Genomic DNA, 25893 nt, shown 5'->3' with positions numbered 1-25893 from the left:
AAGGCGACGCGCGCTCGTCAACGACGCGCCTCGAGTATCAGGTTGAAGGGCGTTTCGGCCGCACGGCGAAAACGAGTGAAGCCCGCCTCGCGGAACACCTCGGCCAGGCGCGCCTCACCGGCCTGGGCGCCGAGCACGAGCTCGCCACCCTCCGAGATCGCATGCGCACAACAGATGGTGGTGGATGCCGCGTAGTACATCCGCGAAACCGGTGACAGGTTGTGCTCGACCCGGTCCTGGGCGAAGGGCTCGACCAGCATCACCGTGCCGCCGGGTGCCAGCACTCGGGCGGCGTAGCGGGCCGCGGCCACCGGGTCGCCCATGTCGTGAAGACAGTCGAAGAAGCAGATGAGGCCGTACTGCTCGTCGGGGTAGTCCACCGCCCGGGCCACCTCGAAGCTCGCGCGCTCGGTGACGCCCGCCGCGGCCGCGTTGTGCCTCGCCGCGTCGATCGAGGCCGCATGCCCGTCGAAGCCATGGAAGCGCGAGTGCGGGAAGGCCTGGGCCATCAGCACGGTCGAGTGCCCGTGGCCGCAGCCCACGTCGGCGACGGCGATACCGGCCTCGAGCTGCTCGACAACCCCTTCGAGGGCGGGCAGCCACTCCGGCACCAGGCTGGCGCGATAGCCGTTGCGGTAGAACGCCGCCACGCCACACTGCAGGCGGCCGTCGTGATCGCCCCAGGCCACGCCCTTGCCGGTGCGAAACGCCTCGAGGGTGCGCTCCTCGTCGAACCACATCGAGGCCGGCACCTGCCAGGCGTGGGGGATGAACAGCGGGCTCTCCTCGTCGGCCAGCACCAGCGCCTGTTCGGGGGAAAGCTCGTAGGTGTCGCTGAGTGCGTGGTAGCCGACGTAGTCACCGGCGGCCTGGGTGTTCAACCACTCGCGCACATAGCGCTCGGCGCAGCCGGTGCGGGCGGCGAGTTGCGCGGCGCTGATCGGGCCGGCACCTGCCATGGCCTTGTACAGGCCGAGCTTGCTGCCCAGGCTGACCATCACGCCGCCGTAGGCGGAGGAGAGGTCGCCAACGGCGCGGGTGACAAAGGATTCCAGCTTCGTTTGATCGATGGCGGGGGCGTTCATGGTTTCGACTCCTTGTTGACATTGGGATAGTGCTCATACGACGCCCCCATCATGGGCGCACCACCTCACCGGCTTAAGAGCCGGAATCGCCCGCAAACGGTCCGTTCGTGCCACACTGAGTTCTCCGCGGCGAGAAGACCCGTGCGCCATGACCGGAACAGCCCCCCGCGACGTAGCGAGCTCCTATCACGTCAGCCTCGTGGCACTGCCCGATGCCGTGGTCTCCACGCTCGCCGGCATCTTCGATGTAATGAACGGGGTCGCGCTCATGGGCATCACGCGTCCCGGTGACCGGGCGCCGTTTCATATCGAGATCGTCGGTGAGGCCGTGGGGCCCCTGGGACTGGCGAGTGGCGTGCCGGTCCATGTGCAGCGGGCGGTCGACTCCATCGAGACCAGCGATATCGTGATCGTGCCGTCGGTGCTGCTGCGGCCAGAAGGCTGGGAGACGGGCCGCTACCCTCGCCTGGTCGAGTGGCTGCAGCGAATGCATGCGCGCGGCGCCGTGCTCTGCTCGGCCTGCTCGGGGATCTTCCTGCTGGCCGAGACCGGGCTGTTCGACGGCAAGGATGCGACGGTGCATTTCGGTTACGCGCGGGCGTTCGCGGCGACCTATCCGGCCGTGCCGATTCATCCGGAGCGCGTGCTGGTGATCGCCGGGCGGCGCGAGGACCTGGTGAGCTCGGGCGCGTCGATGAGCTGGCACGACCTGGTGCTCTACCTCATCGCGCGATACGCCGGCGCGACCACCGCCCAGGAGGTCGCGCGGTTGTTCGCGCTGCAATGGCACCAGGACGGCCTTACCCCCTACCTCGTCTTCGAGGGCAGGGCCGACCACGGCGATGGCGAGATCCAGGCCGCGCAGCAGTGGTTGAGCGACCACTTCTCGCTGGCCCACCCGGTGGAGGAAATGATCAAGCGATCGAGGCTCGCCGAGCGCACCTTCAAGCGGCGATTCGCCAGCGCCACTGGCCTCACACCGATCGCTTACGTCCAACGCCTGCGCATCGAGGAGGCGAAGCGCCGGCTCGAACGCACCGACGCCTCGATCGAAGAGATCAGCTGGCGGGTCGGCTACGAAGATGCCGCCTTCTTCCGGCGTCTGTTCAAGCGCACCACCGGCCTCGCTCCAGGGGGCTATCGACGTCGCTTTCGTATCCCCGACTTTGCCCGGCCGTCGCTCGGGAGAGGGCAACCGCCATGTTGATTTCCGTTCCCGAAGTGAAGGCTCATCGCATGATGCACTCCGACCGCACAGCCTGCCCCTGTGGCAGCAGCCGGTCGCTGGCCGACTGCTGCGGGCGCAATCACGCCGGCGAGCCGGCGCCGACCCCCGAGGCGCTGATGCGCTCGCGCTACAGCGCCTTCGTGCTCGACCTCCCCGACTACCTGCTGGCGACCTGGCACCCGAGCACCCGTCCGTCGAGTCTCGAGTCAGACGCTGAGACCGTTTGGAAGCGTCTCGAGGTGTTCGAGAACGGCATGGAGGGCGAGCGGGGATGGGTGCATTTTCGTGCCACCTTCCGCGTTGGCAGACGGTGGTCGGTGCTGGAGGAGGCGTCGCGCTTCGTTCGCGAGGCGGGGCGCTGGCTCTACCTCGATGGCGACCCTGCCGTCCACCGGCTCAAGCCTGGCCGCAATACGCCCTGTCCCTGCGGCAGCGGACGCAAGTTCAAGGCCTGCTGCGGCAAAGATTGACGAGCCTGCCCGGGAGCGCTCACCAGCGAGCCGCCACGCGGTTTCTGCCCTCGTGCTTGGCCTGGTACATGGCGGCGTCGGCCCGTCGCGTGGCGGCCTCGATGCTTGCATCGGTCGGCCTGAAGCAGGTGACGCCAATGCTCACCGTGAAATGAAAGGGCAATTCCTCTGCCTCGATCGTGGCCTCGGCGATCTGACGCAGCAGGCGTCGGGCGACGGCCCTGGCTTCCTCGGGGGACATGCCAGGCAGGATCACCATGAACTCCTCCCCGCCGGTTCGGCAGGGTAGGTCGCTCTGGCGCAGGCTGTGTCGCAGGGTGTCCGCCAGCAGCCGCAGGCCCTTGTCACCCTCGGCGTGGCCCAGGGTGTCGTTGATGGCCTTGAAGCGATCGATGTCGATCATCAACAGGGCCGCCTGAAGCTCGCCCTCCTTTACCGATCTGGCGATTCTTCTGGCGGATTCGTCGAAGGACCGGCGGTTGGCCAGCCCGGTCAAGGGGTCGGTACTGGCCTTGTGGGCCCAGTCGGCCTCCTGATGCCTCTGTCGGGTGATATCCCGATACACCCAGAGGTGGCCATGGTACTGATCGGCGACGAAGAGGGGGGTGTAGGTGCGCTCCAGGAAGCGACCATCCGTCATGGCCAGCAGGTCCCGGGCCTGCTGGCGCTTTGCCGTGACGAGTTCCTCGATGCGTGCCACGAAGCCTTCGGGCTCGAGATAGTGCACCTTCGAGGACTGGGCGGCCTCCCGGCAATCGACTCCCACGAGGGATTCGGGGGGCGCTCCCGCGGCGAAGAGGTTGCAGAAGGCCTGATTGGCCACGATGATCCGGCGATTCTCGTCCTCGAGAAGCAGGCCCACGTCCAGACCCTCGATGACCACTTCCAGCTGGCGCTTGGAGACGAGCTGGGCGATCTCCATCGCCTTGCGCGGCGTGATGTCGAACTCCCCCATCACGATCATCGGCAGGCCCGTCTTGGGGTCGGTGGCGCGGCACAGATCGATATGATGCCAGCGCTCACCTTCGCTGATCCGCATGATCGCCTCCACGGCGCATCGCGGCTCGCTCTCCAGCCGATGAAGGATCTTCTCGGCAGCGTCGTGATCCGTGAAGCAGGCCACAAAGGAGTTCAGGTCCCGGCGGGCCGCGTGGGCGGCCGGGTTGCGGACCAGCAGCTGCCCCTGAGCGTCGAACACCGAGACCATCAAGGGCGTGTGCCTCACGGCCTCCAGGGCGCGCAAGCTGGAGGCATCCAGAGAGGCATCGTGCTCCAGACCCTCCACCAGCATGCCGGTTCGTCCATCATCGATGGCGACGCCGCTGCAGCGACAGTGCAGCGAGATGGCCTGGTCGCCGGGATAGAAGCTCCAGTGTTCATCGATGATCTCGCCCCTCATCAGGCGCGGGAAGTAGTCCGCCAGGCGCTGACGCGTCGCCTCGCTCATCGTCGAGGCGAAGTCACGAGCATAGAGCTCCTGCGGGGTTTCGGCACCCCAGAGCCTTACCGCAGCAGCATTGGCATAGTGCATCCGCTCCTGCTCGATATCGAAGATCCAGACCGGGGTCTGAAGCCGATCGAGTAGGGGGGCGTGGCCGCAGGTGGTCAACTGGGGGGCGTCATGGAAGGAGGTCATGAGAGCGGAAGGATCTTGGAGGTTGCCGGGGGTATCCGCCATCTACGGTCAATCATCGCGGATCCTCGCTGTTATTTCCCGGTAACTTATCACCGAATGGCGGTTACATCAGCCATTCTATCGTCGTCATCTTCCTCAAGTGACGTGGATCAACCTGAGTCAGAGCCGTATCAGCATCTTGCCGGTATTGGTGCCCTCGAACAGGGCCAGGAAGGCGTCCGGCGTGCGCCCCGGGGTGCCCAGGCCAATCTCGCCGAGGCCGGGGAGCCGGAGTCGCTGGTCGGCGGGGATGATGGTGCCAGCGCTCCCGACGCAAGGTCGCCCTACGGGGGATGATCTCCTCCCGAAGAGCGACTGATGCTGGGCCCCTTACGGGAGCCCTATCCGGCTTATCGCCTTACCGCCGCGGCGCTGTCAGGCCTGACAGCATGGAACCTGAATTCACATAGCCCTGAATCCAGAGGACAAGCGCTGCGCTGAACAGGCTGCGGGAGGCAGGGTCAGCCAAGGTAGGCCGCATAGGCGTCGAAGGCGGCGCGTTGCCATTGTGCCTGGCAGTGCCAGAACGCGAGGACTTCGGTGTCAAAGGTGAATGCGTTGGAAGGTTGCATGGTAGTTGTCCTCCTGATTGGGACACCTACACCATAGATCATTCTTTGTTGCATTGCAGCAAAGAATGATCTATGCGACTACCCTCATATAGCCATAGGGCACATCGCTTCGGAGGGAGCGGCTCAAAGATTTCCGGTTATCAGTATCTTGCCGGCTTGACCGCCATGTTCCCGGAATCAGGTGCGCTCTCCGGCGTCTCATGCGCTAGCCCAGGCCGCGGCCCAGCAAATCGTTGGCCACGGCGTGGGAGGCCTGGGCGAACTCACGGTGTGTCCGGAGGCGGTTGCAGGTCCCGCCCGTCGGGCCCATGCTGGCCTGAATGCCGACTGCCAGGGAGCGTGTCATGGGGGTGAAGGGATTTGCCTGGGGAGTGATGGGACTGGGCATGGTGCTGGGGCTCTTCGGCTGGTGGGCCTGGAACCCGGTGGCCTTCGTGGGGCTGGCCCTGGCCATCGTGGGTGCAGTGATATTGGCCACCCGGCGTCGCGGCCCTGGCACGGGGGCCTGACAAGCCGCGTCATTGGGCTTATGATGGATCGAGTCGACAGTCCTTCCCTCCCTTCGGGGGTGGAGGGCTGTTTTTATTGGATGGCCGCCAAGGCTTTCTCTCCGCGTTGACGCGCTATCAGGAGGTCGCATGTCATTCCGCCCCCCCATCATCATCAATCGCCTCGATGCCGAGCGCCTGCAGCGTCTGATCGACGAGGCCAGCGACAAGGATCGCTTCGTGGCCGACGCCCTCGAAGAGGAACTCGAGCGCGGTGAGGTCATCGATCCCGAGGAGATCCCCGAGGACGTGGTCAGCATGAACAGCCGGATCCAGTTCACCGATCTGACCCGCAACCGCCAGATGATCCGCACCCTGGTCTACCCGCATGCCCTGGCCACCACCGAGGATGGCATCTCGGTCATGGCGCCGGTGGGTGCCGGGCTGATCGGCCTGCGTATCGGCGATGTGATCGATTGGCCGCTGCCGGACGGCCACGAAATTCAACTGCGCGTCGATGCCATCTTCTGGCAGCCTGAACGCGAGAAGCAGTTCCACCGCTGAAGGGTCGTTTCCCACCATGCCGTTTTCTCTCTGGCTCTCTCTGGCGGCGGTCTGCGCCATGGGCGCCATGTCGCCTGGCCCCAGCCTGGCCCTGGTGCTGCGCCATACGCTGGGCGGCGGCCGCGCCCCCGGGGTGGTGGCCGGGCTCTCCCATGCGCTGGGCGTGGGCCTCTATGCGCTGCTCACCGTGTGGGGGCTCGGCGCGCTGATCGTGCGTCAGCCGGTGCTGTTCCAGGTGATCACCTGGGCCGGCGCGGCCTATCTGGCCTGGCTCGGCATCAAGGCTCTGCGTGCCGGTCGCGCCGGCCCGCTGGACGCGGGGGGAGTGCCTACCACCCGGCGCCAGGCGGCTCGTGAGGGCATGTTGGTAGCGCTGGGCAACCCCAAGCTGATCCTCTTCTTCATCGCTCTGCTCAGCCAGTTCGTCACTCCGGACATGAGCCTGGTCGCCAAGGCGGTGATCGTGCTCACGGCGATGCTCATCGATGGCGCCTGGTATGTGCTGGTGGCGGTGGGGCTCTCCCACTCCCGGGTGCTGCCCTGGCTACAGGCGCGTTCCCACTGGATCAATCGCATTACCGGGGTGATGCTGCTGGCCCTGGCGCTACGCGTGGTGGCTGGGCCGCTGGCGTAAGCAGCGTTAATGCGGTGCGTCATACCTGTCGTGTGGCTTTCATCATACGGTGTTACGCTCTGGTTACTTGCTGACCGGAATGACGCCCATGTACGAATCTTCCCCCGCGCCCCTGGCGCTGGTCCTGGAGGCCGACCCCGACGTCGCCGCCGTGCTTTCCCTGCAGTTCGAGGTGCTGGGTCTGGAGATCCGCCACTTCAAACAGTCGGCCGGGTTGCTCGCGGCGGTGGCCGCCCGGCCACCGCGCCTGGTGGTGCTGGGGCTGGGGTTCGGCAGCGAGGACGGCTTTGTGCTGCTGCGGCGCCTGGCCGCTACCGGCTACCGCGACTGGGTGCTGCTGCTATCGGGCGTCGAGCGCAAGATCGCGCGGATCGCCGAGCGGGTGGGGCACACTCTGGGTCTGCAGATGCTGGGTTGCCTGGACATGCCGATGCGCCTGGCCGAACTGCGCTGCTGCCTGGACAACCTGCGTGTGGGCTGTCGGGCGCCGGTGGAGGCCATGGGCGAGCCGCTGATCAGCGGTGAAGAGCTCGAGCAGGCGCTCTCCCGTGGCGAGCTCGCCGTGCACTATCAGCCGCAGTTCGAGCTCGCAACGGGCCGGCTCAGCGGCGTCGAAGCCTTGGTGCGCTGGGCCCATCCGGTCCGCGGCCTGATCGGTCCGTCAAGCTTCCTTCCACTGCTCTCCCCCGACCAGGGCAAACGCCTGACCCGCCACGTGCTGGCCCGCGCCCAGGCTGATTCGGCTATCTGGCTGCGCGAGGGGATCGCGCCATCGGTATCGGTCAACGTGACCGCCGACGACCTGATGTGTCCGGACCTGCTGGATCTGGTGTGTGGGCGCTCCCCCGGGGATCCTCCCCTGGTGCTGGAGATCACCGAGACAGCCGCCATGCATGACGAGCTGCTGGGCAGCGAGGTGGCGGCCCGGCTCTGCCTGGGCGGGCTGGAGGTCTCGGTGGACGACTTCGGTATCGGCTTCTCGTCACTGTCGCGGCTGCAACTGCTGCCGATCAGCGAGCTCAAGGTGGATCGCAGCTTCGTGCAGCATCTTCATGCGGAGTCCCAGGACGCCGCCATCGTCGAGGCGGTGGCGCTGCTGGGCCGACGCCTGGGCATTCGGGTGGTGGCCGAAGGGGTTGAGGACCCGTCCAGCCTGGGGCTGCTGGAGCGCTTCGGCTGTACCCACGTGCAGGGCTATGGCCTGGCTCGGCCGATGCCCGCCGAGGCGATCCTAGAGATGGCGACGAGTCAAGACTCGATGCGCGTCAGCAGCGCCGCACAGGGCGAACCGCTGGGCAGCACGCCGTAGACGGGGCCGGCCCCACCGCCCAGCCGTGCGGCACAGAAGGTGTCGGCCACCTCCGCGGGGGCGTGCTTCACCAGCAGCGCCGCCTGCAGGCACTGGGCCAGGCGCTGGGTCAACCAGCGAGCCCTGGGCTCCAGTGCCTCGGCGGGTTCGACGACCAGACGCTCCAGTTCGGCCAGGGCGGCGTCCAGGTGGCGATCCTGGCCCCGGGCGGGCGTCACCTCCTGCCAGAAGGCGGACAGCGCCGCGGGGTGGCGGTCCAGCACCCTCAGCACGTCCAGGCAGATCACGTTCCCCGAGCCCTCCCAGATCGAGTTGACGGGCGCCTCCCGGTAGAGCCGCGCCAGGGGTGACTCCTCCACGTAGCCGATGCCGCCCAGGCACTCCATGGCCTCGGCCATGAAGCCGGGGCTGCGCTTGTTGTGCCAGTACTTGGCCAGCGCCGGCAGCAGCCGGCCCAGGGCGCGTTCGCTCTCGTCGCCGCGGGCGGCGCCGTCGAAGGCCCGTGCGGTACGCATCGCCAGCGCCAGCGCCCCTTCCACCTCCAGGGCCAGGTCGGCGATCACCGCCTGCATCAGCGGCTGTTCGGCCAGCGCGCGGCCGAAGGCGTGGCGCTCGCGCACGTGCCGCCAGGCCGCCAGCAGCGCCTGGCGCATCATGCCCACCGGTGCGGTGGCGGCATCCAGGCGGGTCTGCTGGACCATCTCGAGGAGGGTGGCGATGCCACGTCCCGGCGGGCCGACGGGCTCGGCCCAGGCGCCACGGTACTCGATCTCCGCCGAGGCGTTGGCGCGGTTGCCGCACTTCTCCTTGAGCCGCTGGAGTTCGATGGCATTGCGCTCGCCATCCGGGGTGAAGCGCGGGACCAGGAAGCAGCCAAGCCCGGCATCGGTCTGGGCCAGGGTCAGGAAGGCGTCGGACATCGGCGCACTGCAGAACCACTTGTGGCCGGTGAGCCGCCAGCCGTCATCGCCGGGATCGGCTTGTGAGGCGGCTCGCGTGGAATTGGAGCGCACATCGCTGCCACCCTGCTTTTCGGTCATCGCCATGCCGAAGGTGAGGCCCGTCTTCTCTGTGGCCGGCAGGGGGCGCGGGTCGTAGTCCCAGGCCAGCAGCCCCGGTGCCCAGTGGGCCTTCGCCCGAGGTGAGTGGCGCAGCACCGGCATGGCGGCATGGGTCATGGTGATCGGACAGCAGAATCCCGGCTCGGCCTGGGTCAGCAGATAGAGAGCCGCCACATGGGCCTGGTGGCCGCCGCAGCCTTCTTCCTGCCAGGCCACCGCATGCCAGCCGTGGTCAATGGCCAGGTGCATCAGCTCGTGGTAGGCGGGGTGATAGGTGACCTCGTCCAGGCGTCGGCCGTGGCGGTCGAAGAGGCGCAGCGCCGGCGGGTGGCGGTTCGCGGCCTCGCCCAGTGCCTGGACGCGCTCGCTGCCGGCCTCGCGGCCCAGCGGGGCCAGGCGGCGGGCTACCCAGTCTGGTGCCTCCCGGGCCAGGGCCTCGCGCAGCGGCGGGTCGCCACCCAGCAGGTCGATGTCGCCCGGCAGGGCGGGCTGATTGGTCACCCGATGGGTGGCCAGCCGGGTGCGGGGAGCGTGGTCGGGCATGACGCACCTCCAGCATCGAGGGGTTGCATTGAGCATGGTGGTCGGGCGGGGCGCGGTCAACGTGACGCCGCGGCGTCGACTGGGTAGGCTTGAGGCATTTCCCGGGGAAATGCCCATGACCGACGCTCTTCGCCACGAGACGCTGCCGACGCCGCATATCGCTCGCGAGCGCATCCAGCTGGTGGATGCTCGCAACCGTCCCTGCGGCAGTGCCTGGCGTGCCGCCATGCGGCGTTTCCGCTTCTGGCATCGCGCCACCTATGTCGTGGTGCGCAATGCTCGCGGTGAGATCTGCGTGCAGCGCCGCACTCTGACCAAGGAGGTCTTCCCCGGCGGGCTCGACCTGGCCGCCGGCGGCGTGGTGGGGGCCGGCGAGGCGGAACACCTGGCGGCGCGCCGCGAGCTGGCCGAAGAGCTCGGCATCCGCGGCGTGTCGCTGATGCCCGCCGGAGGCTTCGTCCACGCCGAGGGGGGCAACCATATCTTCGGCAGCCTGTTTCTGGTCGGTCACGACGGTCCCCTGACGCTGCAGGCGGAGGAGGTGGCCGAGGTGTTCTGGCGGCCGCCCGCCGAGGCGTTGGCGCTCCCGGGCGTGACCCCGGACACCCGCCAGGCGCTTCAGGCGCTGCTCGATGCCGGCCTGCTGGAGGCCGTGCCATGAACCGCCCGGCTCGGCTCAACGACCTCGAGGCCGTGGTGGCGGCCCTGGAGGGGGTGGTACTCGGCAAGTCCCGGGAGGTGCGCCTGGCGCTCTGCTGTCTGTTGTGCCGCGGTCACCTGCTGATCGAGGACCTGCCCGGGCTCGGCAAGACCACCCTGGCCCAGTCGCTGGCGCGGGTCACCGGGCTCGACATGCAGCGCCTGCAGTTCACCAGCGACCTGCTCCCCGCCGATGTGCTCGGGGTCTCGGTGTTCGACCCCCGCGAGGCGCGCTTCACCTTCCATCCCGGACCCATCTTCCACGGCGTGGTGCTGGCCGACGAGATAAACCGCGCCACCCCCAAGACCCAGAGCGCCCTGCTGGAGGCCATGGAGGAGGGACGGGTGACCGTGGAGGGGGAGACCCGCCCGCTGCCCGATCCCTTCTTCGTGATCGCCACCCAGAACCCCCAGGAGCAGGCCGGCACCTTCGCCCTGCCGGAATCCCAGCTCGACCGCTTCCTGATGCGCCTCTCGCTGGGCTACCCGGACCGCGGCGCCGAGCGGGAGATCCTGCGTGGACGCGCCGGGCGAGTCCGCCTCGAGGCCCTGCCGGTGCTGCTGGGCGCCGAGCGTCTGCGCGCCTGGCAGACGCGCCTGGACGACATCCACGTGGCCGATGCGCTGCTTGACTATGTCCAGGCGCTGGTGGCCGCCAGCCGCGACCATCCCGAGCTGGCCTGGGGGCTCTCCACCCGCGGTGCGCTGGCGCTGCTGCAGGCGGCCCGCGGCTGGGCGCTGCTCGAAGGGCGGGACCACGTGCTGCCCGAGGACGTCCAGGCGGTATGGGGGCCGGTGGCGGGCCACCGCCTGAGCAACGGCCGGCGCGAGGAGGGCGAGGCACTGGCGCGCCACCTGCTGGCCCGCGTGCCGGTGGCAGCCTGAGCATGAAGTGGGCGGAACTCGGCGAGCGCTGGTGGCGGCGCGTCGCTATCGCCCCGGGAGTCGCGCTGCCCCAGCGGCGGCTCTTCCTGCTGCCGACCCGCTTCGGGCTGGGCTGGGCGCTGCTGTTCCTGCTGCTGCTGCTGTTCGGCACCAACTACCAGAATACCCTCGCCTATGTGCTGGCGTTCTGGCTGTTCGGCCTGGGGGTGGTGGCCCTGCTGCGCGCCTGGCGCAACCTGCTCGGCGTCACCCCCACCCTACGCCTGCCTCACGAGGTGTTCGCTCGGGGCGAGGCGCGCCTGGGCGTTGCGCTGGCCGGTGGGTGGCCACGCACGGCGCTGGAACTCCACGCCGGGGGCGCCTCGGCGCGGATTGACCTGCCAGAGGGGCATGGCGAAGCCATCCTGGATCTGCCGGCCCCGGTGCGCGGCGAACAGCGCCTGCCGCTGCTGCGTCTGGAGACCCGCTGGCCGCTGGGGCTGGTGCGTGCCCTGGCCTGGCTCGAGAGCGAGGAGCGGCTGCTGGTCTATCCACATCCACAGGATGATGATGAAGCCGAGCACCGTCATGCCGGCGCGGGCCTGGAGGCCACCGACTTCGCCGGGCTGCGCCGTGCAGAGCCCGGCGACAGTCCGGCCCGGCTGGCCTGGAAGCAGTGGAGCCGCACCGGGGTGCTGGCCGCCAAGTCCTTCAGCCTGCCGCCCCGACAGCAGCTGTGGCTCGACTATGACGCCTGCCGAGGCGACCCCGAGCGGCGGCTCTCCATTCTCTGCGCCCGAGTGCTGGCCCACCACCGCGCCGGTGACCGCTACGGACTGCGACTACCCGGCGTGACCCTGCCCCAGGGAGAAGGCCCCGACCAGCGCCGCCAGGCCCTGGAGGCGCTGGCACGCTTTTCACCCTCGGGTGAACAGGGAGCCGGGCGATGAGGCGTAACATGACCGGCCGCGGCGGCGGCGAAGCGGTGCTGGCCGATGGCCGGATACTCAGCGGCGCCATGCTGCGCCAGCTGTTCCTCGGCCAGTGCCTGGTGCTGGCCCTGCACCTGGCCTGGATGCCGGCCTGGCTGGCGGCCATCGCCCTGCTGGTGGCCGGCTATCGCTATCTGCAGCTGCGCCGCCGCCTGCCGCGGGCCGGAGTGCTGCTGCGCCTGACCGGGGTGGGGGCCCTGACCGTTGGCCTGTGGCTGCACTACGGCACCCTGGGGCAGATGGAGTCGATGATCGGCCTGTTGGTCGGGGTCTATCTGCTCAAGCTGCTCGAGACCCACACCCGCCGCGACGGCCGGGTGGTGGTAGCGATCGGGCTGGTGGCCACCACCGTGGCCTTCCTGCACGATCAGGGCATCCCGATGGCCGCTGGCGGACTGGTGGTGCTGGCCTGGATGGTGCACTCGCTGGTGTGGCTCTCTGGAGGCGATGCGCGCCGGGCCTGGCGGGAGAGCGTCTGGCTGCTGCTTTTCTCGGCGCCGCTGATGCTGATGCTGTTCGCGGTCTTTCCGCGCCTGGGGCCGCTGTGGAACCTGCCCCAGGCCGATCGCGCCTCCACCGGGCTCACCGACGAGATCGCCCCCGGCGACATCGCTCAGCTCTCGCGCAGCGACGCCCGGGCCTTCCGGGCACGCTTCGAGGGTGTCGAGCCGGCTCCCGCCGAGCGCTACTGGCGGGTCTATACCCTCTCCGACTTCGACGGTGAGCGCTGGCGACGGACCACGCCCGAGCGCCTGGCCGCCACCCTCGGCCGTCCGCTGGGCGAGTTCGTTGCCGAGGGCCGCCGCTCGCCCTGGCTCGACGGGGCACCGCGCTTCGAGGCGGAGCTGCTGCTGGAGCCGGACAGCCGCCCCTGGCGCCCATCGCTGGGCGCACCGCTGGCCACCGACGAGCCTCTGCGCTTCCTGGCCGATGGCACCCTGGAGGGCACCTCGCCGCTGGCCTCGCGCAGCCTGCTGCGCATGAGCAGCAGCGGCCGGGCACCGGCCAACCCCGACCCGGCCGGCCCCGCCTGGCACGCCATGCTGCCCGCCGAGGGCAATCCCCGGACCCGCGAGCTGGCCGAACGCCTGTGGCGGGAGAGCGGCGACGAGCCCCGCGCCTTCCTGGCGGCCATCATGGCGCGCTTCGGCGAGGTGCCATTCCGCTATACGCTGTCGCCGCCGCGGCTGACCTCCGCCAACCGGGTCGACGAGTTCCTGTTCGAGAGCCGCGCCGGCTACTGCACCCACTACGCGTCGGCCATGGCGGTGCTGTCCCGCGCGGCGGGCCTGCCGGCTCGCCTGGTGGCGGGCTTCCTGGGCGGCGAGCGCCACCCCGACGGCCACTTCACGATCCGCGACTACGACGCCCACGCCTGGGTCGAGGTGTGGCTCGACGGCGCCTGGCAGCGCATCGACCCCACCGCGGCGATCGCGCCGGAGCGCATCGAGGAGGGGCCCCAGGCCGTCGACGACGGCCGCGAGGCCTTCCTGGCCGATGCCCGCTACTCGCCGCTGCGCATGCGCGAGGTGGGCTGGGTCAATCGGCTACGCCTGGACTGGGAGCGTCTGGAGTACCACTGGCAGCGCGGGGTGATCGGCTACCAGCGCGAGGCGCGCAACGCCCTGATGGCCCGCGTGACCGCGCGGCTGCACGCCCTGTGGGACCGACTGGTGGCGCTGGCCCCCGGGCGCGGCTGGCTGGGCGGCCTGCTGGGACTGCTGATGGTGGCCTGCAGCGTTGCCGCGCTGGCGACGCTGCTGCGCCTGGTCTGGCGGCACCATCGGGAGGCACGCGATGAGGCGCTGTGCATTCGCCGCCTGCAGCACTGGCTCGTGCGCCGGAGCCTGGGGCCGCGCCCCGGTGAATCGCCCTCGGCCCATCTGCGGCGGGTGGCTGATGAGGCGGGCGATGCCGGGCCGGCGCTTCGCGACTGCGCCCACCACCTGGAGCGGCTGCGCTATGCCTCCCTGGAGCGTGAGGAGCGTCGCGAGCGAGCCCGCCAGCTGGCGCGGCGGGTGGCAGAAGTGCGTCGCCGGCTGCGCCGCCGGCTGCGGCGGCTTCCTCGCCGCCAGGGGGGTAGCGCGGGCGCAGGCGGCGTGGCATCGTGAAGGTCATCGACCATGAAGGGGCGCACATGTCCATCCACGATCACCAGTGCCGCACCGCCGAGGGCGAGCCCTTCAACTTCGGCGCGCTGCGTGGCCAGGTGCTGCTTATCGTCAACGTCGCCAGCCGCTGTGGTTTCACCCCGCAGCTGAAGGAGCTCGAGCGCCTCTACCGCCGCTATCGCGAGCGGGGTTTCGCGGTGATCGGCTTCCCCTGCAACCAGTTCGCCCGTCAATCGCCGGAGTCCGCCCTGGATTTCTGCACGCTCAGCGCCCGGGAGTATCAGGTCAGCTTCCCGCTGATGGAGAAGGTGAAGGTCAACGGCGCCGGTGCCCACCCGCTGTTTGTGGAGCTCCGCAAGGGGGCTCCCGGGGTGCTGGGCACCACGACGGTCAAGTGGAACTTCACCAAGTTCCTGGTGGGCAGGGATGGCCGGGTGCTCCGTCGCTTCTCCCCGCGGGACGGCGAGGATGTGCTGCGCGAGGCGCTGGAGCTTGCCCTGGACGAGGGGTAGAGGGCGGGGCCATCACAGCTTGTTTCAGCGATGGAGCACCGGGTCATCCATGCGGGACTTCGCCTCTTTCCACCATCAGCCGTGCGATCAGCTCATTCCAGCGATGCCGGGTCATCATGGTGGTCAGGCCCGAGAAGAGCATCCAGCTCGTGCGGCGCCACCCGGTGAGACGCAGGTTGTGGGCCACCAGCTGCTTCATCAACTTGTAGTCGTCGAAGCGGCGCCACTCGCCGACCATCGACATCTGCTGGCGCCCCAGCACCGGGGCCAGTTCCAGGCGGAATATCCACTCCAGCTCCTTCAGCGTCAGGTCGTGGCGCTCGATCACTTCGATCATGTGCGCGTAGTCGCGCTCGCCGGGTTCACGCTCCAGCCACAGCGGCGCCAGCGCCAGCCACAGCTCGCCGCGTTCATCGACCAGGGTCTGTGCATTCATCGGGGTCCTCCTCGTGGCGTCGCGCCCGGAGGTGCATCCTGCCCCAGCCACGAAGCGGGCTCAAGGGCGGACAGCGCACGGCGAGGCCGCTAGAATAGAGCGATTGCCACTCCATGGCAGCGGTCCGGCGGAGTCCCGGCCCGACAAATGACCAACAGCGAGGTCCGACGTGATCATCAAGCCCAAGGTACGCGGTTTCATCTGCACCACCACTCACCCCGTCGGCTGCGAGAAGAACGTGCTCGAGCAGATCGAGGCGACCCGCACCCGCGGCCTGGACAAGAGCGGGGGGCCGAAGAAGGTGCTGGTGATCGGCGCTTCCAGCGGCTACGGCCTGGCGGCACGCGTTACCGCGGCCTTCGGCTACGGTGCCGATACCCTGGGCGTGTTCTTCGAGAAGCCGGGCAGTGAGAAGAAACCGGGCACCGCTGGCTGGTACAACAGCGCCGCCTTCGACAGGTTCGCCAAGCAGGAAGGACTCTACAGCAAGTCGATCAATGGCGATGCCTTCTCCCATGAGGCCCGCGAGACGGCCATCGAGCTGATCCAGCAGGACATGGGCCAGGTCGATCTGGTGGTCTACTCGCTGGCCTCGCCGGTGCGCAAGCTACCCGACAGCGGTGAACTCAAGCGCTCCAGCCTCAAGCCGATCGGCGAGACCTACCGCGCCACCGCCATTGACACCAACAAGGACACCATCATCGAGGCCGAGGTCGAACCCGCCAACGAGCAGGAGATCGAAGACACCCGCGCGGTGATGGGCGGGGAGGACTGGGAGCTGTGGATCGACGCCCTGGACCGCGCCGGCGTGCTGGCCCCCGGCGCGCGTAGCGTGGCCTTCAGCTACATCGGCACCGAGATCACCTGGCCGATCTACTGGCATGGCGCCCTGGGCAAGGCCAAGGAGGACCTGGATCGCGCCGCCGGCGAGATCGGCAAGCGTCTGGCGGCTTCCGGCGGCGGCGCCAATGTGGCGGTGCTCAAGTCGGTGGTCACCCAGGCCAGCGCGGCCATCCCGGTGATGCCACTCTACATCGCCATGGTCTACAAGGTGATGAAGGAGAAGGGCCTGCACGAGGGCACCATCGACCAGCTCAACCGCCTGTTCGGCGAGTCCCTCTACTCTCCCGAAGGCCAGCAGGGTGAGATGGCCACCGATGAGGCCGGCCGCCTGCGCCTGGACGACTGGGAACTGCGCGACGATGTCCAAAAGGCATGCCAGGAATTGTGGCCCCGGGTGACCACCGAGAACCTCTTCGCGATCACCGACTATGCTGGGTACAAGCACGAGTTCCTTAAGCTGTTCGGTTTCGAGCGGGACGACGTCGACTATGAAGCCGATGTGAACCCGGACGTGGAATTCGATGTCGTGAACTTGTAGGCCCGTCGACTTTCCGTGCCCAGCGTGGAGGTGAGGGGTTACAGCAACGAGGAGGATGGCCATGGATACTCGTGAGAGTCAGACCCCGGAAGAGGAGCGTGAGCATCTCAAGGAGGTGCTGGAACCCGAGGACTTCAAGCACCCTGAGCCGGATGAGCAGCAGCCGGAGGCCAAGCAGCCGGCGTCCCGGTCCATGCAGCGCCTGCTGCCCATCGTGATCGTGGTGCTCGGCCTGCTGGTGGCTGCCATGCTGATCTACAGCGGCAGCGCCCAGTAGGCACCATCCCCCCTTGATCCCTGTCGGCCGGGCCTTAGCGCCCGGCCGCTTGCTTGGGTAAGATGAGGGCCCCGTTCCGAGCCGGCCCCGTCCATGCCTCAGCCCCCGTCATCCCTGCCTTCGACGTCGTCTTCCCGGCGGGTCGGCGTGCTGGTGCTGCCTGGTTTTTCGCTGCTGGCCGAGGCGAGCGCCACCGAGCCACTGGCAGTGGCCGGTCGGCTCGCCGCAGCCCCCCTTTACCAGCTCATCCTCCTGGGGCAGGCGGCACAGCCGGTCGCCAGCGCGGCTGGCCAGCGGCTGCTGGCCGAGCGAGCCCTGGCCCAGGCCCCCGACGACCTGGACATGCTGCTGGTTTGCGCCCCCGGCGCACAGGCGGCCAACGAGGCCCTGCGGCGCCGGTTGGTCGAGCTGGCGACACCCGAGCGGCTGATTGCGGGTATCGGCGGCGGGGCGGAGCTGCTGGCCCGCGCGGGGCTGCTGGACGGCTACCGGGCCGCGATGCCCTGGTCGCGTCTCGAGGAGGTGCGCCGCGCCCATCCGCGCATCCGGCTCTCCCGCCAGCCGTTCGAGATCGACCGCGAGCGCCTGACCTGTGGCGGCGGCACCGCGGCCCTGGACATGATGATGACCCTCGTCGGCCGCCAACACGGCAGCACCCTGGCCGAGAGGGTCTCGGCCTACTTCGTGCTGGAGCGCATGCGACTGGGCGAGCAACCGCAGCCGCCCGGCTCGCCATCGGGTGGCGCCCCCGAGAGCCTGAAGGAGGCCCTGGCGCTGATGGAGGCCAATATCGAGGAGCCCCTTACTACCGCCGAACTGGCCGAGCATCTGGGCATCTCGCGACGGCAGCTGGAGCGGCTGTTCAAGAAACACCTGCAGGCGGTGCCCAGCCGCTACTACCTGGATCTGCGCCTGCAGCGGGCGCGGCGCCTGCTGCGCGAGAGCGAGCGGCCGGCGGGGGAGGTAGCATTGATGACCGGCTTCTCCTCGGCGGCGCACTTCTCCACCGCCTATCGCAACCACTTCGGCCTGACCCCGCGGGAGGAACGACTGCGTTGATTTCCCTGCGCACCCTGAGGCCCCATCTCTTCCTGCTGGTGGTGGTGGCGATCTTCTCCGGCAATATCCTGGTGGGCAAGGCGCTGGCCGAGCTGCCGCCCTTTACCGTGTCGCTGGGGCGAGTGGCCATCGCCCTTGTGATCATGCTGCCGCTGGGGTGGTCCCAGGCGCGCCAGGGCTGGCCGCTGTTCCGCCGCCACTGGCGGCCGCTGCTGGGGCTGGCGCTCACCGGCGTGGCCTTCTTCAACGCCCTGATCTATGCCTCGCTGAGTTACACCTCGGCCACCAACGTGGCCATTCTCGAGAGTCTGATTCCGGTGGTCACCCTGCTGCTCAGCGTGCTGTTCCTCGGTGAGCGCTTCCGGCCCCTGCAGTGGGCCGGCGTGGCCCTCTCCCTGGCCGGCGCCGTGGCGGTGATCCTGGCCGGCCGGGCGTCGGAGGCGCTGGCGGGCGGCATCAATCCCGGCGACCTGATCATGTTGCTGGCGGTGCTGGTGTGGGTCGGGTACTCCTTCCTGGTCAGGGAGCACATGGCGCGTTTTCCCCGCTACGGCAGCCTGCTGGTGATGTTGGTCATCGCCAACCTGGCGCTGGCCCCCATTGCCCTGCTCGAGGGCGCCTGGCAGGTGGTGCCCGGGCTGGCCCCGGGGCAGTGGGCAGGGCTCGCCTACCTGGGCATCTTCCCCTCGGTGGTGGCGCTGCTGCTCTACAACAGCGCCCTGGCGGAGATCGGACCCACCCGGGCGGCGGTCTATCTCAATCTGCTGCCGGTGTTCACCATGCTGGGTGCCTGGTGGCTGCTGGGGGATCGCATCCTGGCGGTGCAGGTAGTCGCCAGCCTGGTGGTGATCGTTGGCGTCTGGTTCACCATCGCGCCGGCCCGTCGGGGTCGCTGACTGCCGGGCCTTGTCGGCGGGTCAGGTTTCGGCGGGGCGGGCCAGCAGGGCCCGGAACAGCGAGCCCATCATCACCGGGGTGTCCTGTTCGATGGTGAAGCCGGCGCCCTCCAGCAGCGGGCGAGCCTGGCGGGTGATGTCGGTGGCGACGGCGCTGGTCAGGGCGTTGAGCGCGCGGCGGGAGGCGCTCGCGGGTCGGTCATCGGCCTGGAACTTGTCCATTACGCACAGCTGGCCGTCGTCCCTCAGTACCCGGTGGGCCTCGGCGAGACCGCGCGCCGGGTCGGGCATCACCGCCAGGATCAGGTGCATCACCACCACATCGAAGTGGTCGTCGGGGAAGGCCAGTGCCTCGGCGTCCATCTCCGCGGCCTGGACGTCCATGCCCAGCGCCTCGGCGCGGCGTTCGGTGCGCCTCACCATGGCCGGGCTGAGATCGGTGGCGTGAATCTCCACGTCCCGCGGCAGCCAGGGCAGGTCGAGCCCGGTGCCGGCGCCCACCAGCAGCACCCGCATCCCGGGGTGCCAGACCACCTGGTCAAGCGAGGTGTGTCGTGGCCGACGGAAGGCGCGTTCGGCCACGACGTCATAGAGCGGCGCATAGAGGCTGTAGCGCAGGCGGTTCCAGGCGGTGGTGTTGAACATGGGTGACTCCATGGAGGCATCGCCCTCAGCCTAGCCTTTTTCACAACTCCCTGTCCCATCGATGAAAGCATCGGGCAGGGCGACTCCCTATACTCGGTGGGGTACTCGCCACGAATCCCCCTTCCGCCAAGCTTTCCGCAAAGCATTCCGCACAGGACACGCGACATGAGCCAGACCCCGACCCGCGCCGACTTCGACCGCTACATGGTGCCCAACTACGCCCCCCAGCAGGCAATCCCGGTGCGCGGCGAGGGCAGCCGCCTGTGGGATCAGGACGGTCGCGAGTACATCGACTTCGCCGGCGGCATCGCGGTCAATGGCCTGGGCCACTGTCATCCGGTGCTGGTGGAGGCGCTAAAGGCCCAGGCCGAGACCCTCTGGCATGTCTCCAACGTCTACACCAACGAGCCGGCGCTCAAGCTGGCACGCAGCCTGGTGGAGCGCACCTTCGCCGACAAGGTGTTCCTCTGCTCCTCGGGCGCCGAGGCCAACGAGGCGGCCCTCAAGCTGGCCCGCCGATGGGCCCATGACCACTACGGCGAGCACAAGAACCGCATCGTCTCCTTCTCCCAGTCGTTTCACGGCCGCACCTTCTTCACCGTCAGCGTGGGCGGTCAGCCCAAGTACGCCCAGGGCTTCGGCCCGGTGCCCGGGGGCATCGTCCACGGCGAGTACAACAACCTCGCCAGCGTGCGTGACCTGATCGATGACTACACCTGTGCGGTGATGGTCGAGCCGATGCAGGGCGAGGGCGGCGTGCTGCCGGGGGACCGCGAGTTCCTGGCCGGCCTGCGTGCGCTGTGTGACGCCCATGATGCCCTGCTGATCTTCGACGAGGTGCAGACCGGCGTGGGCCGCAGCGGGACCCTCTATGCCTACCAGCAGCTCGGCGTGACCCCGGACATCCTGACCAGCGCCAAGGCCCTGGGCGGCGGCTTCCCGGTGGGCGCCATGCTCGCCAGCGACCGGGTGGCCTCGGCCTTCGCCTTCGGCACCCACGGCTCCACCTATGGCGGCAACCCGCTGGCCTCGGCGGTGGCCCTGGCGGCGGTGGAATTCATCGATACGCCGGAGGTGCTGGAGGGGGTCAAGCGCCGCCATGCGCTGTTCCGCGAGCATCTGGAGGCGATCAACCAGAAGCACGGGGTGTTCTCGGAGATCCGCGGCATGGGGCTTTTGATCGGTGCGGTGATGTCTGCCGACTACGAGGGGCGCGCCGCCGAGATCCTGCCGCTGGCCATCGAGGAGGGCCTGATGGCGCTGATCGCCGGGCCCAACGTGCTGCGCATGGCACCCTCGCTGGTGATACCGGAGGGCGACATCGCCGAGGGCATGGCGCGCCTGGAGAGGGCGGTGACACGGCTCGTGGCCGCTCAGTGAGCCGCCCCGCCGGCGCCCTGTCACCCGACGGAGACCCTGCCATGCTGGTCGTTCGCCCCGTTGTGCCCGCCGACCTGCCCGCCCTGGAGCGGCTGGCCGCTGATGCCGTGCCACAGCTGACCAACCTGCCGGCCCACCGCGACCGCCTGGAGGAGCGTATTGCCCGTTCTCGACAGGCCTTCGCCGCCGAGGTGGCCTTTCCCGGCGATGAGCACTACACCTTCGTGATCGAGGACCCGGAGCGCGGTGAGGCGGTGGGCACCGCCACCATCCGTGCCCAGGCCGGCGCTAGTGACGCCTATTACACCTATCGTCAGGAGACCCTGATCCACGCCTCCCAGCAGCTCAATGTGCGTCGGGAGGTGCAGACCCTGGCGCTCTCCCATGAGGCCTCGGAGGCGAGCCTTCTGTGTGCCTATTCGCTGGACCCCCGCTATCGTGGCACCAGCGCCGAGAGCCTGCTACGCCGTGCACGGCTGATGTTCATCGCCCAGTACCCCGAGCGCTTCGCCGGCCTCCTGGCCATGGCCTTCCCCGGTTTCCTGGACGGGGCCGGCGAGTCGCCGTTCTGGAACAGCGTGGGTCGACACTTCTTCATGCGGGACTATCAGGAGATCAATACCCTGGCCGGCATCCGCTCGAAGAGCTTCATCGCCGAGGTGATGCCGCAGTTCCCGCTCTACCTGCCGCTGCTCACGCCCCAGGCGCGTGCCGCCATTGGTCGTGAACACCCCGACCATGAGTCGGCGCTGGCCGAGATGCTGGGCGAGGGCTTCATGCGCTCGCGCCACGTGGACATCTTCGATGCCGGGCCGGTGATCAAGTCCGAGCGTGAACGGTTGCAGACCTTCCGCCGCGCCGCCTGGCATCCGGTGCGTATCCGCCCGGCTCACTCCCTGCCGGACGCCGAACCGGCCATGGTCGCCAACCAGCGTCTGGATGACTTCTGCTGTGTGGTGGCGCGCTATGCGCTGTCGCCCACCGGCCAGCTGATGCTCTCGCCGGAGCACGCCGAGCGCCTCGGCGTGGAGGAGGGGCGCGCGGTGCTGGCCGCGCCGCTCACGCTGCCCGGCATGGGCGACGACAGCGTCGAGGAGCGTGACCCGGGCTATGACGAGGGAGAGCTGTGATGCGTATTCGACCGATCGCCGAGGGTGACCTGGACGAACTGCAGGCACTCTCCCGGGAGACCGGCGTGGGTTTCACCTCGCTGCCCGACAACCGGGAATTCCTGGCCGCCAAGATCGCCGCCACGGTCAGCGCCTTCGAGGAGCGCGTGCCGGCCGATCGGCGCAACTACTTCTTCGTGCTGGAGGACGAGGCCAGCGGCCACCTGGCGGGCTGCTGCGCCATCGAGGGTGAGGTGGGGCGCGAGGTGCCCTTCTACCACTACCGGGTGGGCACCCTGGCCCACTCCTCGGTACAGCTCGACCTGCACCGCACCATCGACAGCCTGTTCCTGTGCTCCGATCACACCGGGGATGCCGAGGTGGCCTCGCTCTTCCTGCGTTCGGAATACCGCGGCGGCGACCGGCGCCATGAGCGCAACGGGGCCCTGCTCTCCATGGTGCGCTGGCTGTTCATGGCGGAGTTCCGCGACCGCTTCCCCGACAAGGTGCTGGCGGAGATGCGCGGGGTCTTCGATGAGCAGGGCAGGAGCCCCTTCTGGTACTGCCTGGGCAGCCACTTCTTTCCGCTGGACTTCGACGAGGCCGACCGGCTCACGGGGCTGGGGCAGAAGAGCTTCATCGGTGAGCTGATGCCCAAGTACCCGATCTATACCCCTTTCCTCTCCGAGGAGGCGCGGGCCTGCATCGGGCGAGTCCACGAGCAGACCCGCCCGGCCCTGGCCATGCTCAAGAAGGAGGGGCTGCGCTGGGAGGGCTACATCGACATCTTCGATGGCGGCCCCACCGTCGAGGCCTACATCGACGATGTGCGCGGCGTGCGCCTCTCCCGGCGCTGTCAGGTCGAGATCGACCCGGCCTTGGACGAGGAGCCCGCGCGACCGCGCTGGCTCGCTTCCACCACCGGGATGGCCGATTTTCGCGCCGCCTGGGTGGGACGCGGCCCCGATGAGACAGGCGTGCTCAGGCTCTCACCCGGCGAGGCGGCGCGACTCGGGGTGGAAACGGGCGCCACCCTGCGCATTCTGGATACCGAGGAGGAAGGCTGATGAAGGCGAGACGACAGCTGCTGGTGGGTGGCATCTGGCAGGCCGGGGGAGGCAAGACCTTCACCAAGCACGACCCGGTCTCCCGCGAGCGCCTCTGGGAGGGGCGCGCCGCCGGCCCCGACCAAGTGGGTGCCGCCGTGGCGGCCGCCCGCGCGGCCTTCCCTGGCTGGGCGCGCACGCCCCTGGCCGAGCGCCAGGCCCTGGTGGAACGTTTCCGCGAGGTGCTGGAGCGCCACCGCGAGGACCTGGCCGCGGCCATCGCCCACGAGACCGGCAAGCCGCTGTGGGAGTCGCGCACCGAGGTGGGCGCGATGATCGGCAAGGTGGCGATCTCGATCCGTGCTCATCACGAGCGAACCGGCGAGCGGGAGCGCGATCTGGGGGATACTCGGGCCGTGCTGCGTCACCGTCCCCACGGGGTGATGGCGGTCTTCGGCCCCTACAACTTCCCCGGCCACCTGCCCAACGGCCATATGGTGCCGGCGCTGCTGGCCGGCAACTGCGTGGTCTTCAAGCCCAGCGAGCAGACCCCGCTGATCGCCGACCTCACCCTGCAGTGCTGGCTGGAGGCGGGACTTCCTGCCGGGGTGATCAACCTGGTGCAGGGCGCGGCACAGACGGGGCAGGCGCTGGCCGCCGACCCGGGCATCGATGGTCTGCTGTTCACCGGAAGCGCAAGGGTAGGGGGGATGCTGCACCGCCAGTTCGCCGGCCAGCTGGACAAGATCCTGGCCCTGGAGCTGGGCGGCAACAACCCGCTGGTGGTGAAGGACGTGCCCGACCAGGACGCCGCGGTGCTGACCATCCTGCAGTCGGCCTTCCTCTCCGGCGGCCAGCGCTGCACCTGCGCTCGACGGCTGATCGTTCCCGAGGGGCCGGTGGGGGATCACCTGCTCGATGCGCTCAGTGACGCCATCTCGCGGCTGCGGGTGGCCGGCCCCTTCAGCGACCCCGCCCCCTTCTATGGCGGTTTGGTGAGCGTGGCGGCGGCCGATGGGCTGCTCGAGGCCCAGGCGGCGCTGGAGGAGCTCGGCGGCACGGTGTTGTCACGCATGGAGCGCCTGGAAGAGGACACCAGCCTGCTCTCGCCGGGGCTGGTCGATGTGACGGGCCTGGCGCTACCCGACGAGGAGCACTTCGGCCCGTTGCTCAAGGTACAGCGCTACCGCGACTGGGACGAGGCGATCCGGCTGGCCAACGACACCCGATACGGCCTTGCCGCCGGGCTGATCGGCGGTGAACGCGCCGACTGGGATGACTTCCTGCTGCGTATCCGCGCCGGCATCAATAACTGGAACCGCCAGACCACCGGCGCCTCCGGCGACGCGCCCTTCGGCGGGGTGGGGGAGAGCGGCAACCATCGCCCCAGCGCCTTCTACGCGGCCGACTACTGCGCCTATCCGGTGGCCTCCATGGAGAGCGAGGACTTGCATCTTCCAGACCAGCTGCCCCCGGGGGTGAGCCTGTGAGCCGGAACATGAGCAGCGACGACTATCGCGAGGTCAACTTCGATGGCCTGGTGGGCCCCACCCACAACTATGCCGGCCTGGCGCTGGGCAACGTGGCGTCGATGAGCCACGGGGGGCTGGTCGCGAACCCCAGGGAGGCCGCCCTGGAGGGGCTGGCCAAGATGAAGGCGCTGATGGACGCGGGCTATCTCCAGGGGGTGCTGCCGCCCCAGCAGCGCCCGGACGTCGGCGCACTGCGCGCGCTGGGCTTCTCCGGCAGCGATGAACGGGTGCTGGCGCGAGCCGCCGGCGAGGCGCCGCAGATCCTGCGCGCGGTCTGCTCCGCCTCGAGTATGTGGACCGCCAACGCCGCCACGGTGACGCCGAGCATCGACGCCGCGGACGGCCGGGTGCACGTCACCCCGGCCAACCTGCAGTCGAGCTTTCATCGCTTCCTGGAGCCGGCGACCAGCGGCCGGGTGCTCCAGGCGATCTTCCGCGATGAGGCGCGCTTCGCCCACCACCCGGCGCTGCCGGCGACCCCGGCCTTCTCCGATGAGGGCGCGGCCAACCATACTCGACTTTGTGGCGAGCACGGCGAGCCGGGGGTACACCTCTACGTCTACGGTCGCGAGGCGTTCGGCTGGGGCAGCGAGACCTTGCCTGCCCCGCAGCGCTTCCCGGCGCGCCAGACCCTCGAGGCCAGCCAGGCGGTGGCCCGCCAGCACGGCCTGAGCGATCACCAGCGGGTATTCGCCCAGCAGCACCCCGACGCCATCGACGCCGGGGTCTTCCACAATGACGTCATCGCGGTGGGCAACGGCCCGGTGCTGCTCTACCACGAGATGGCTTTCCTCGACGAGCCGGGCACCCTGGAGGCGCTGCGCGAGCGGATGAGCACGCCGCTGATTCCGGTTCGCGTGCCCGTGGAGGCGGTGAGCCTCGCGGATGCCGTGGGCTCCTATCTCTTCAACTCCCAGCTGCTCTCCAATCCGGACGGTTCCATGACCCTGGTGGTGCCCGGCGAGTGCCAGGAGAACGAGGCGGTGTGGCGATGCCTGCAGGACCATCTGCTGGCCGGCCACAACCCCATCGGCGAGGTGGTGGTGAAGGACCTCAAGCAGAGCATGCGCAACGGTGGCGGCCCCGCCTGCCTGCGCCTGCGGGTGGTGCTCTCGGCCGAGGAGCGCTCCGCCCTGGCCGGAAGGGTGCTGCTGGATGCTGCCCTACACGGCGAGCTCGTCGCCTGGGTGGAACGCCACTACCGTGACCGCCTGGCGCCTGAGGACCTCGCCGACCCGGCCCTGGCCCGAGAGGCCCTCGTCGCCCTGGACGAACTGAGCCAGATCCTGCGGATTGGCTCCGTCTACCCCTTCCAGCGGGGCTGA

25 protein-coding genes are annotated in these 25893 nt (G+C 69.1%); 20 read left to right on the top strand and 5 right to left on the bottom strand.

From position 1 onward, the window contains the following. Positions 1 to 17: 17 nt before the first annotated feature. Complete coding sequence (locus tag ACM26W_RS16515) at positions 18 to 1085, bottom strand: class I SAM-dependent methyltransferase (protein ID WP_416138069.1); 1068 nt, start codon at positions 1083 to 1085, stop codon at positions 18 to 20. 148 nt (positions 1086 to 1233) lie between these two features. On the opposite strand from ACM26W_RS16515, the gene ACM26W_RS16510 reads away from it, so the two are divergent. Together ACM26W_RS16510 and ACM26W_RS16505 are read left to right on the top strand one after the other, a co-directional pair. Beyond that, positions 1234 to 2292, top strand: coding sequence for a GlxA family transcriptional regulator (locus ACM26W_RS16510; protein ID WP_416138068.1), 1059 nt, complete (start codon positions 1234 to 1236; stop codon positions 2290 to 2292). Beyond that, on the top strand, positions 2286 to 2783 hold the full coding sequence (locus ACM26W_RS16505; RefSeq protein WP_416138067.1) for a YchJ family protein: 498 nt from the start codon (positions 2286 to 2288) through the stop codon (positions 2781 to 2783). The genes ACM26W_RS16510 and ACM26W_RS16505 overlap by 7 nt, the downstream gene beginning before the upstream one ends. A 19-nt stretch (positions 2784 to 2802) precedes the next feature. On the opposite strand, the gene ACM26W_RS16500 is transcribed toward ACM26W_RS16505, so the two are convergent. Beyond that, positions 2803 to 4419, bottom strand: a complete 1617-nt coding sequence (locus ACM26W_RS16500) for a diguanylate cyclase (protein ID WP_416138066.1) — start codon at positions 4417 to 4419, stop codon at positions 2803 to 2805. Between the two features lie 955 nt (positions 4420 to 5374). Here ACM26W_RS16500 and ACM26W_RS16495 point away from each other — a divergent pair. The 4 genes from ACM26W_RS16495 to ACM26W_RS16480 all read left to right on the top strand — a co-directional run bounded on the left by ACM26W_RS16495 (position 5375) and on the right by ACM26W_RS16480 (position 8025). Then, positions 5375 to 5539: a hypothetical protein gene (locus ACM26W_RS16495; protein ID WP_416138065.1), complete on the top strand. Its 165-nt coding sequence runs from the start codon at positions 5375 to 5377 to the stop codon at positions 5537 to 5539. A 129-nt stretch (positions 5540 to 5668) separates the two neighbouring features. Next, entirely contained in the window at positions 5669 to 6082 is a 414-nt protein-coding gene (gene rnk / locus ACM26W_RS16490) for a nucleoside diphosphate kinase regulator (protein WP_416138064.1), read from the top strand. A gap of 16 nt (positions 6083 to 6098) precedes the next feature. After that, positions 6099 to 6716, top strand: coding sequence for a LysE family translocator (locus ACM26W_RS16485; RefSeq protein ID WP_416138063.1), 618 nt, complete (start codon positions 6099 to 6101; stop codon positions 6714 to 6716). Between the two features lie 88 nt (positions 6717 to 6804). Continuing rightward, the gene (locus ACM26W_RS16480) at positions 6805 to 8025 is read left to right on the top strand and encodes an EAL domain-containing protein (RefSeq protein ID WP_416138062.1); all 1221 of its coding nucleotides are present in this window, start codon (positions 6805 to 6807) and stop codon (positions 8023 to 8025) included. On the opposite strand, the gene ACM26W_RS16475 is transcribed toward ACM26W_RS16480, so the two are convergent. Then, positions 7965 to 9629 (bottom strand): acyl-CoA dehydrogenase family protein, encoded by a 1665-nt coding sequence (locus tag ACM26W_RS16475; RefSeq protein ID WP_416138061.1) that lies wholly within the window; start codon positions 9627 to 9629, stop codon positions 7965 to 7967. The two genes, ACM26W_RS16480 and ACM26W_RS16475, sit on opposite strands and share 61 nt — an antisense overlap. Before the next feature lie 115 nt (positions 9630 to 9744). Here ACM26W_RS16475 and ACM26W_RS16470 point away from each other — a divergent pair, with 115 nt between their 5' ends. The 5 genes from ACM26W_RS16470 to ACM26W_RS16450 are packed head-to-tail and all read left to right on the top strand — an operon-like array spanning position 9745 to position 14807. Further along, the gene (locus tag ACM26W_RS16470) at positions 9745 to 10290 is read left to right on the top strand and encodes an NUDIX hydrolase (RefSeq protein ID WP_416138060.1); all 546 of its coding nucleotides are present in this window, start codon (positions 9745 to 9747) and stop codon (positions 10288 to 10290) included. Continuing rightward, positions 10287 to 11213, top strand: coding sequence for an AAA family ATPase (locus ACM26W_RS16465; RefSeq protein ID WP_416138059.1), 927 nt, complete (start codon positions 10287 to 10289; stop codon positions 11211 to 11213). Before ACM26W_RS16470 ends, ACM26W_RS16465 begins: the two co-directional genes overlap by 4 nt. 2 nt (positions 11214 to 11215) lie before the next feature. After that, positions 11216 to 12142 (top strand): DUF58 domain-containing protein, encoded by a 927-nt coding sequence (locus tag ACM26W_RS16460; protein ID WP_416138058.1) that lies wholly within the window; start codon positions 11216 to 11218, stop codon positions 12140 to 12142. Continuing rightward, positions 12139 to 14295, top strand: a complete 2157-nt coding sequence (locus tag ACM26W_RS16455; RefSeq protein WP_416138057.1) for a transglutaminaseTgpA domain-containing protein — start codon at positions 12139 to 12141, stop codon at positions 14293 to 14295. Before ACM26W_RS16460 ends, ACM26W_RS16455 begins: the two co-directional genes overlap by 4 nt. 26 nt (positions 14296 to 14321) lie before the next feature. Next, positions 14322 to 14807: a glutathione peroxidase gene (locus tag ACM26W_RS16450; protein WP_416138056.1), complete on the top strand. Its 486-nt coding sequence runs from the start codon at positions 14322 to 14324 to the stop codon at positions 14805 to 14807. A gap of 43 nt (positions 14808 to 14850) precedes the next feature. On the opposite strand, the gene ACM26W_RS16445 is transcribed toward ACM26W_RS16450, so the two are convergent. Then, complete coding sequence (locus ACM26W_RS16445; protein WP_416138055.1) at positions 14851 to 15243, bottom strand: hypothetical protein; 393 nt, start codon at positions 15241 to 15243, stop codon at positions 14851 to 14853. Between the two features lie 169 nt (positions 15244 to 15412). On the opposite strand from ACM26W_RS16445, the gene fabV reads away from it, so the two are divergent. The 4 genes from fabV to ACM26W_RS16425 all read left to right on the top strand — a co-directional run bounded on the left by fabV (position 15413) and on the right by ACM26W_RS16425 (position 18856). Beyond that, the gene (fabV, locus tag ACM26W_RS16440) at positions 15413 to 16624 is read left to right on the top strand and encodes an enoyl-ACP reductase FabV (protein WP_416138054.1); all 1212 of its coding nucleotides are present in this window, start codon (positions 15413 to 15415) and stop codon (positions 16622 to 16624) included. A 61-nt stretch (positions 16625 to 16685) separates the two neighbouring features. Next, positions 16686 to 16901 carry a hypothetical protein gene (locus ACM26W_RS16435; RefSeq protein WP_416138053.1) on the top strand — a complete coding sequence of 72 codons (216 nt, stop codon included), beginning with the start codon at positions 16686 to 16688 and terminating at the stop codon, positions 16899 to 16901. Between the two features lie 93 nt (positions 16902 to 16994). Then, a complete protein-coding gene (locus tag ACM26W_RS16430; protein ID WP_416138052.1) occupies positions 16995 to 17960 on the top strand; it encodes a GlxA family transcriptional regulator in 966 nt (321 codons plus the stop codon). After that, on the top strand, positions 17957 to 18856 hold the full coding sequence (locus tag ACM26W_RS16425) for a DMT family transporter (RefSeq protein ID WP_416138051.1): 900 nt from the start codon (positions 17957 to 17959) through the stop codon (positions 18854 to 18856). Before ACM26W_RS16430 ends, ACM26W_RS16425 begins: the two co-directional genes overlap by 4 nt. A gap of 21 nt (positions 18857 to 18877) precedes the next feature. On the opposite strand, the gene ACM26W_RS16420 is transcribed toward ACM26W_RS16425, so the two are convergent. After that, the gene (locus tag ACM26W_RS16420) at positions 18878 to 19501 is read right to left on the bottom strand and encodes a class I SAM-dependent methyltransferase (RefSeq protein WP_416138050.1); all 624 of its coding nucleotides are present in this window, start codon (positions 19499 to 19501) and stop codon (positions 18878 to 18880) included. A 165-nt stretch (positions 19502 to 19666) separates the two neighbouring features. Between ACM26W_RS16420 and ACM26W_RS16415 the strand changes: the two genes are divergently transcribed. Genes ACM26W_RS16415 through astB form a run of 5 tightly spaced genes read left to right on the top strand, consistent with a single transcriptional unit; the run spans position 19667 to position 25893 of the window. Beyond that, complete coding sequence (locus ACM26W_RS16415) at positions 19667 to 20881, top strand: aspartate aminotransferase family protein (RefSeq protein WP_416138049.1); 1215 nt, start codon at positions 19667 to 19669, stop codon at positions 20879 to 20881. 41 nt (positions 20882 to 20922) lie between these two features. Next, the gene (locus ACM26W_RS16410) at positions 20923 to 22011 is read left to right on the top strand and encodes an arginine N-succinyltransferase (protein ID WP_416138048.1); all 1089 of its coding nucleotides are present in this window, start codon (positions 20923 to 20925) and stop codon (positions 22009 to 22011) included. Next, positions 22011 to 23057, top strand: a complete 1047-nt coding sequence (astA, locus tag ACM26W_RS16405) for an arginine N-succinyltransferase (protein WP_416138047.1) — start codon at positions 22011 to 22013, stop codon at positions 23055 to 23057. Before ACM26W_RS16410 ends, astA begins: the two co-directional genes overlap by 1 nt. Continuing rightward, positions 23057 to 24526, top strand: a complete 1470-nt coding sequence (gene astD, locus ACM26W_RS16400; RefSeq protein WP_416138046.1) for a succinylglutamate-semialdehyde dehydrogenase — start codon at positions 23057 to 23059, stop codon at positions 24524 to 24526. The genes astA and astD overlap by 1 nt, the downstream gene beginning before the upstream one ends. A gap of 8 nt (positions 24527 to 24534) precedes the next feature. Continuing rightward, on the top strand, positions 24535 to 25893 hold the full coding sequence (gene astB / locus ACM26W_RS16395) for an N-succinylarginine dihydrolase (protein ID WP_416138045.1): 1359 nt from the start codon (positions 24535 to 24537) through the stop codon (positions 25891 to 25893).

The sequence above is a fragment of the Halomonas sp. HK25 genome (assembly GCF_047795635.1).
In the GTDB taxonomy this organism is placed as follows: Bacteria; Pseudomonadota; Gammaproteobacteria; order Pseudomonadales; family Halomonadaceae; genus Halomonas.
The sequence above is the reverse complement of the archived record's forward strand: the minus strand, read 5'-3'. Positions and strand labels throughout refer to the sequence as shown.

What these genes read in the sequence shown, in the direction of transcription:
- ACM26W_RS16470 (WP_416138060.1), top strand. Translation starts at nt 9,745, where the DNA reads ATGACCGACGCTCTTCGCCACGAGACGCTGCCGACGCCGCATATCGCT.
- ACM26W_RS16500 (WP_416138066.1), bottom strand. Translation starts at nt 4,419, where the DNA reads ATGACCTCCTTCCATGACGCCCCCCAGTTGACCACCTGCGGCCACGCC.
- ACM26W_RS16415 (WP_416138049.1), top strand. Translation starts at nt 19,667, where the DNA reads ATGAGCCAGACCCCGACCCGCGCCGACTTCGACCGCTACATGGTGCCC.
- ACM26W_RS16410 (WP_416138048.1), top strand. Translation starts at nt 20,923, where the DNA reads ATGCTGGTCGTTCGCCCCGTTGTGCCCGCCGACCTGCCCGCCCTGGAG.
- ACM26W_RS16495 (WP_416138065.1), top strand. Translation starts at nt 5,375, where the DNA reads ATGGGGGTGAAGGGATTTGCCTGGGGAGTGATGGGACTGGGCATGGTG.
- ACM26W_RS16465 (WP_416138059.1), top strand. Translation starts at nt 10,287, where the DNA reads ATGAACCGCCCGGCTCGGCTCAACGACCTCGAGGCCGTGGTGGCGGCC.
- ACM26W_RS16435 (WP_416138053.1), top strand. Translation starts at nt 16,686, where the DNA reads ATGGATACTCGTGAGAGTCAGACCCCGGAAGAGGAGCGTGAGCATCTC.
- ACM26W_RS16460 (WP_416138058.1), top strand. Translation starts at nt 11,216, where the DNA reads ATGAAGTGGGCGGAACTCGGCGAGCGCTGGTGGCGGCGCGTCGCTATC.
- ACM26W_RS16485 (WP_416138063.1), top strand. Translation starts at nt 6,099, where the DNA reads ATGCCGTTTTCTCTCTGGCTCTCTCTGGCGGCGGTCTGCGCCATGGGC.
- rnk (WP_416138064.1), top strand. Translation starts at nt 5,669, where the DNA reads ATGTCATTCCGCCCCCCCATCATCATCAATCGCCTCGATGCCGAGCGC.
- ACM26W_RS16480 (WP_416138062.1), top strand. Translation starts at nt 6,805, where the DNA reads ATGTACGAATCTTCCCCCGCGCCCCTGGCGCTGGTCCTGGAGGCCGAC.
- ACM26W_RS16445 (WP_416138055.1), bottom strand. Translation starts at nt 15,243, where the DNA reads ATGAATGCACAGACCCTGGTCGATGAACGCGGCGAGCTGTGGCTGGCG.
- ACM26W_RS16455 (WP_416138057.1), top strand. Translation starts at nt 12,139, where the DNA reads ATGAGGCGTAACATGACCGGCCGCGGCGGCGGCGAAGCGGTGCTGGCC.
- ACM26W_RS16420 (WP_416138050.1), bottom strand. Translation starts at nt 19,501, where the DNA reads ATGTTCAACACCACCGCCTGGAACCGCCTGCGCTACAGCCTCTATGCG.
- astB (WP_416138045.1), top strand. Translation starts at nt 24,535, where the DNA reads ATGAGCAGCGACGACTATCGCGAGGTCAACTTCGATGGCCTGGTGGGC.
- ACM26W_RS16510 (WP_416138068.1), top strand. Translation starts at nt 1,234, where the DNA reads ATGACCGGAACAGCCCCCCGCGACGTAGCGAGCTCCTATCACGTCAGC.
- ACM26W_RS16515 (WP_416138069.1), bottom strand. Translation starts at nt 1,085, where the DNA reads ATGAACGCCCCCGCCATCGATCAAACGAAGCTGGAATCCTTTGTCACC.
- ACM26W_RS16450 (WP_416138056.1), top strand. Translation starts at nt 14,322, where the DNA reads ATGTCCATCCACGATCACCAGTGCCGCACCGCCGAGGGCGAGCCCTTC.
- ACM26W_RS16475 (WP_416138061.1), bottom strand. Translation starts at nt 9,629, where the DNA reads ATGCCCGACCACGCTCCCCGCACCCGGCTGGCCACCCATCGGGTGACC.
- ACM26W_RS16430 (WP_416138052.1), top strand. Translation starts at nt 16,995, where the DNA reads ATGCCTCAGCCCCCGTCATCCCTGCCTTCGACGTCGTCTTCCCGGCGG.
- ACM26W_RS16505 (WP_416138067.1), top strand. Translation starts at nt 2,286, where the DNA reads ATGTTGATTTCCGTTCCCGAAGTGAAGGCTCATCGCATGATGCACTCC.
- astD (WP_416138046.1), top strand. Translation starts at nt 23,057, where the DNA reads ATGAAGGCGAGACGACAGCTGCTGGTGGGTGGCATCTGGCAGGCCGGG.
- astA (WP_416138047.1), top strand. Translation starts at nt 22,011, where the DNA reads ATGCGTATTCGACCGATCGCCGAGGGTGACCTGGACGAACTGCAGGCA.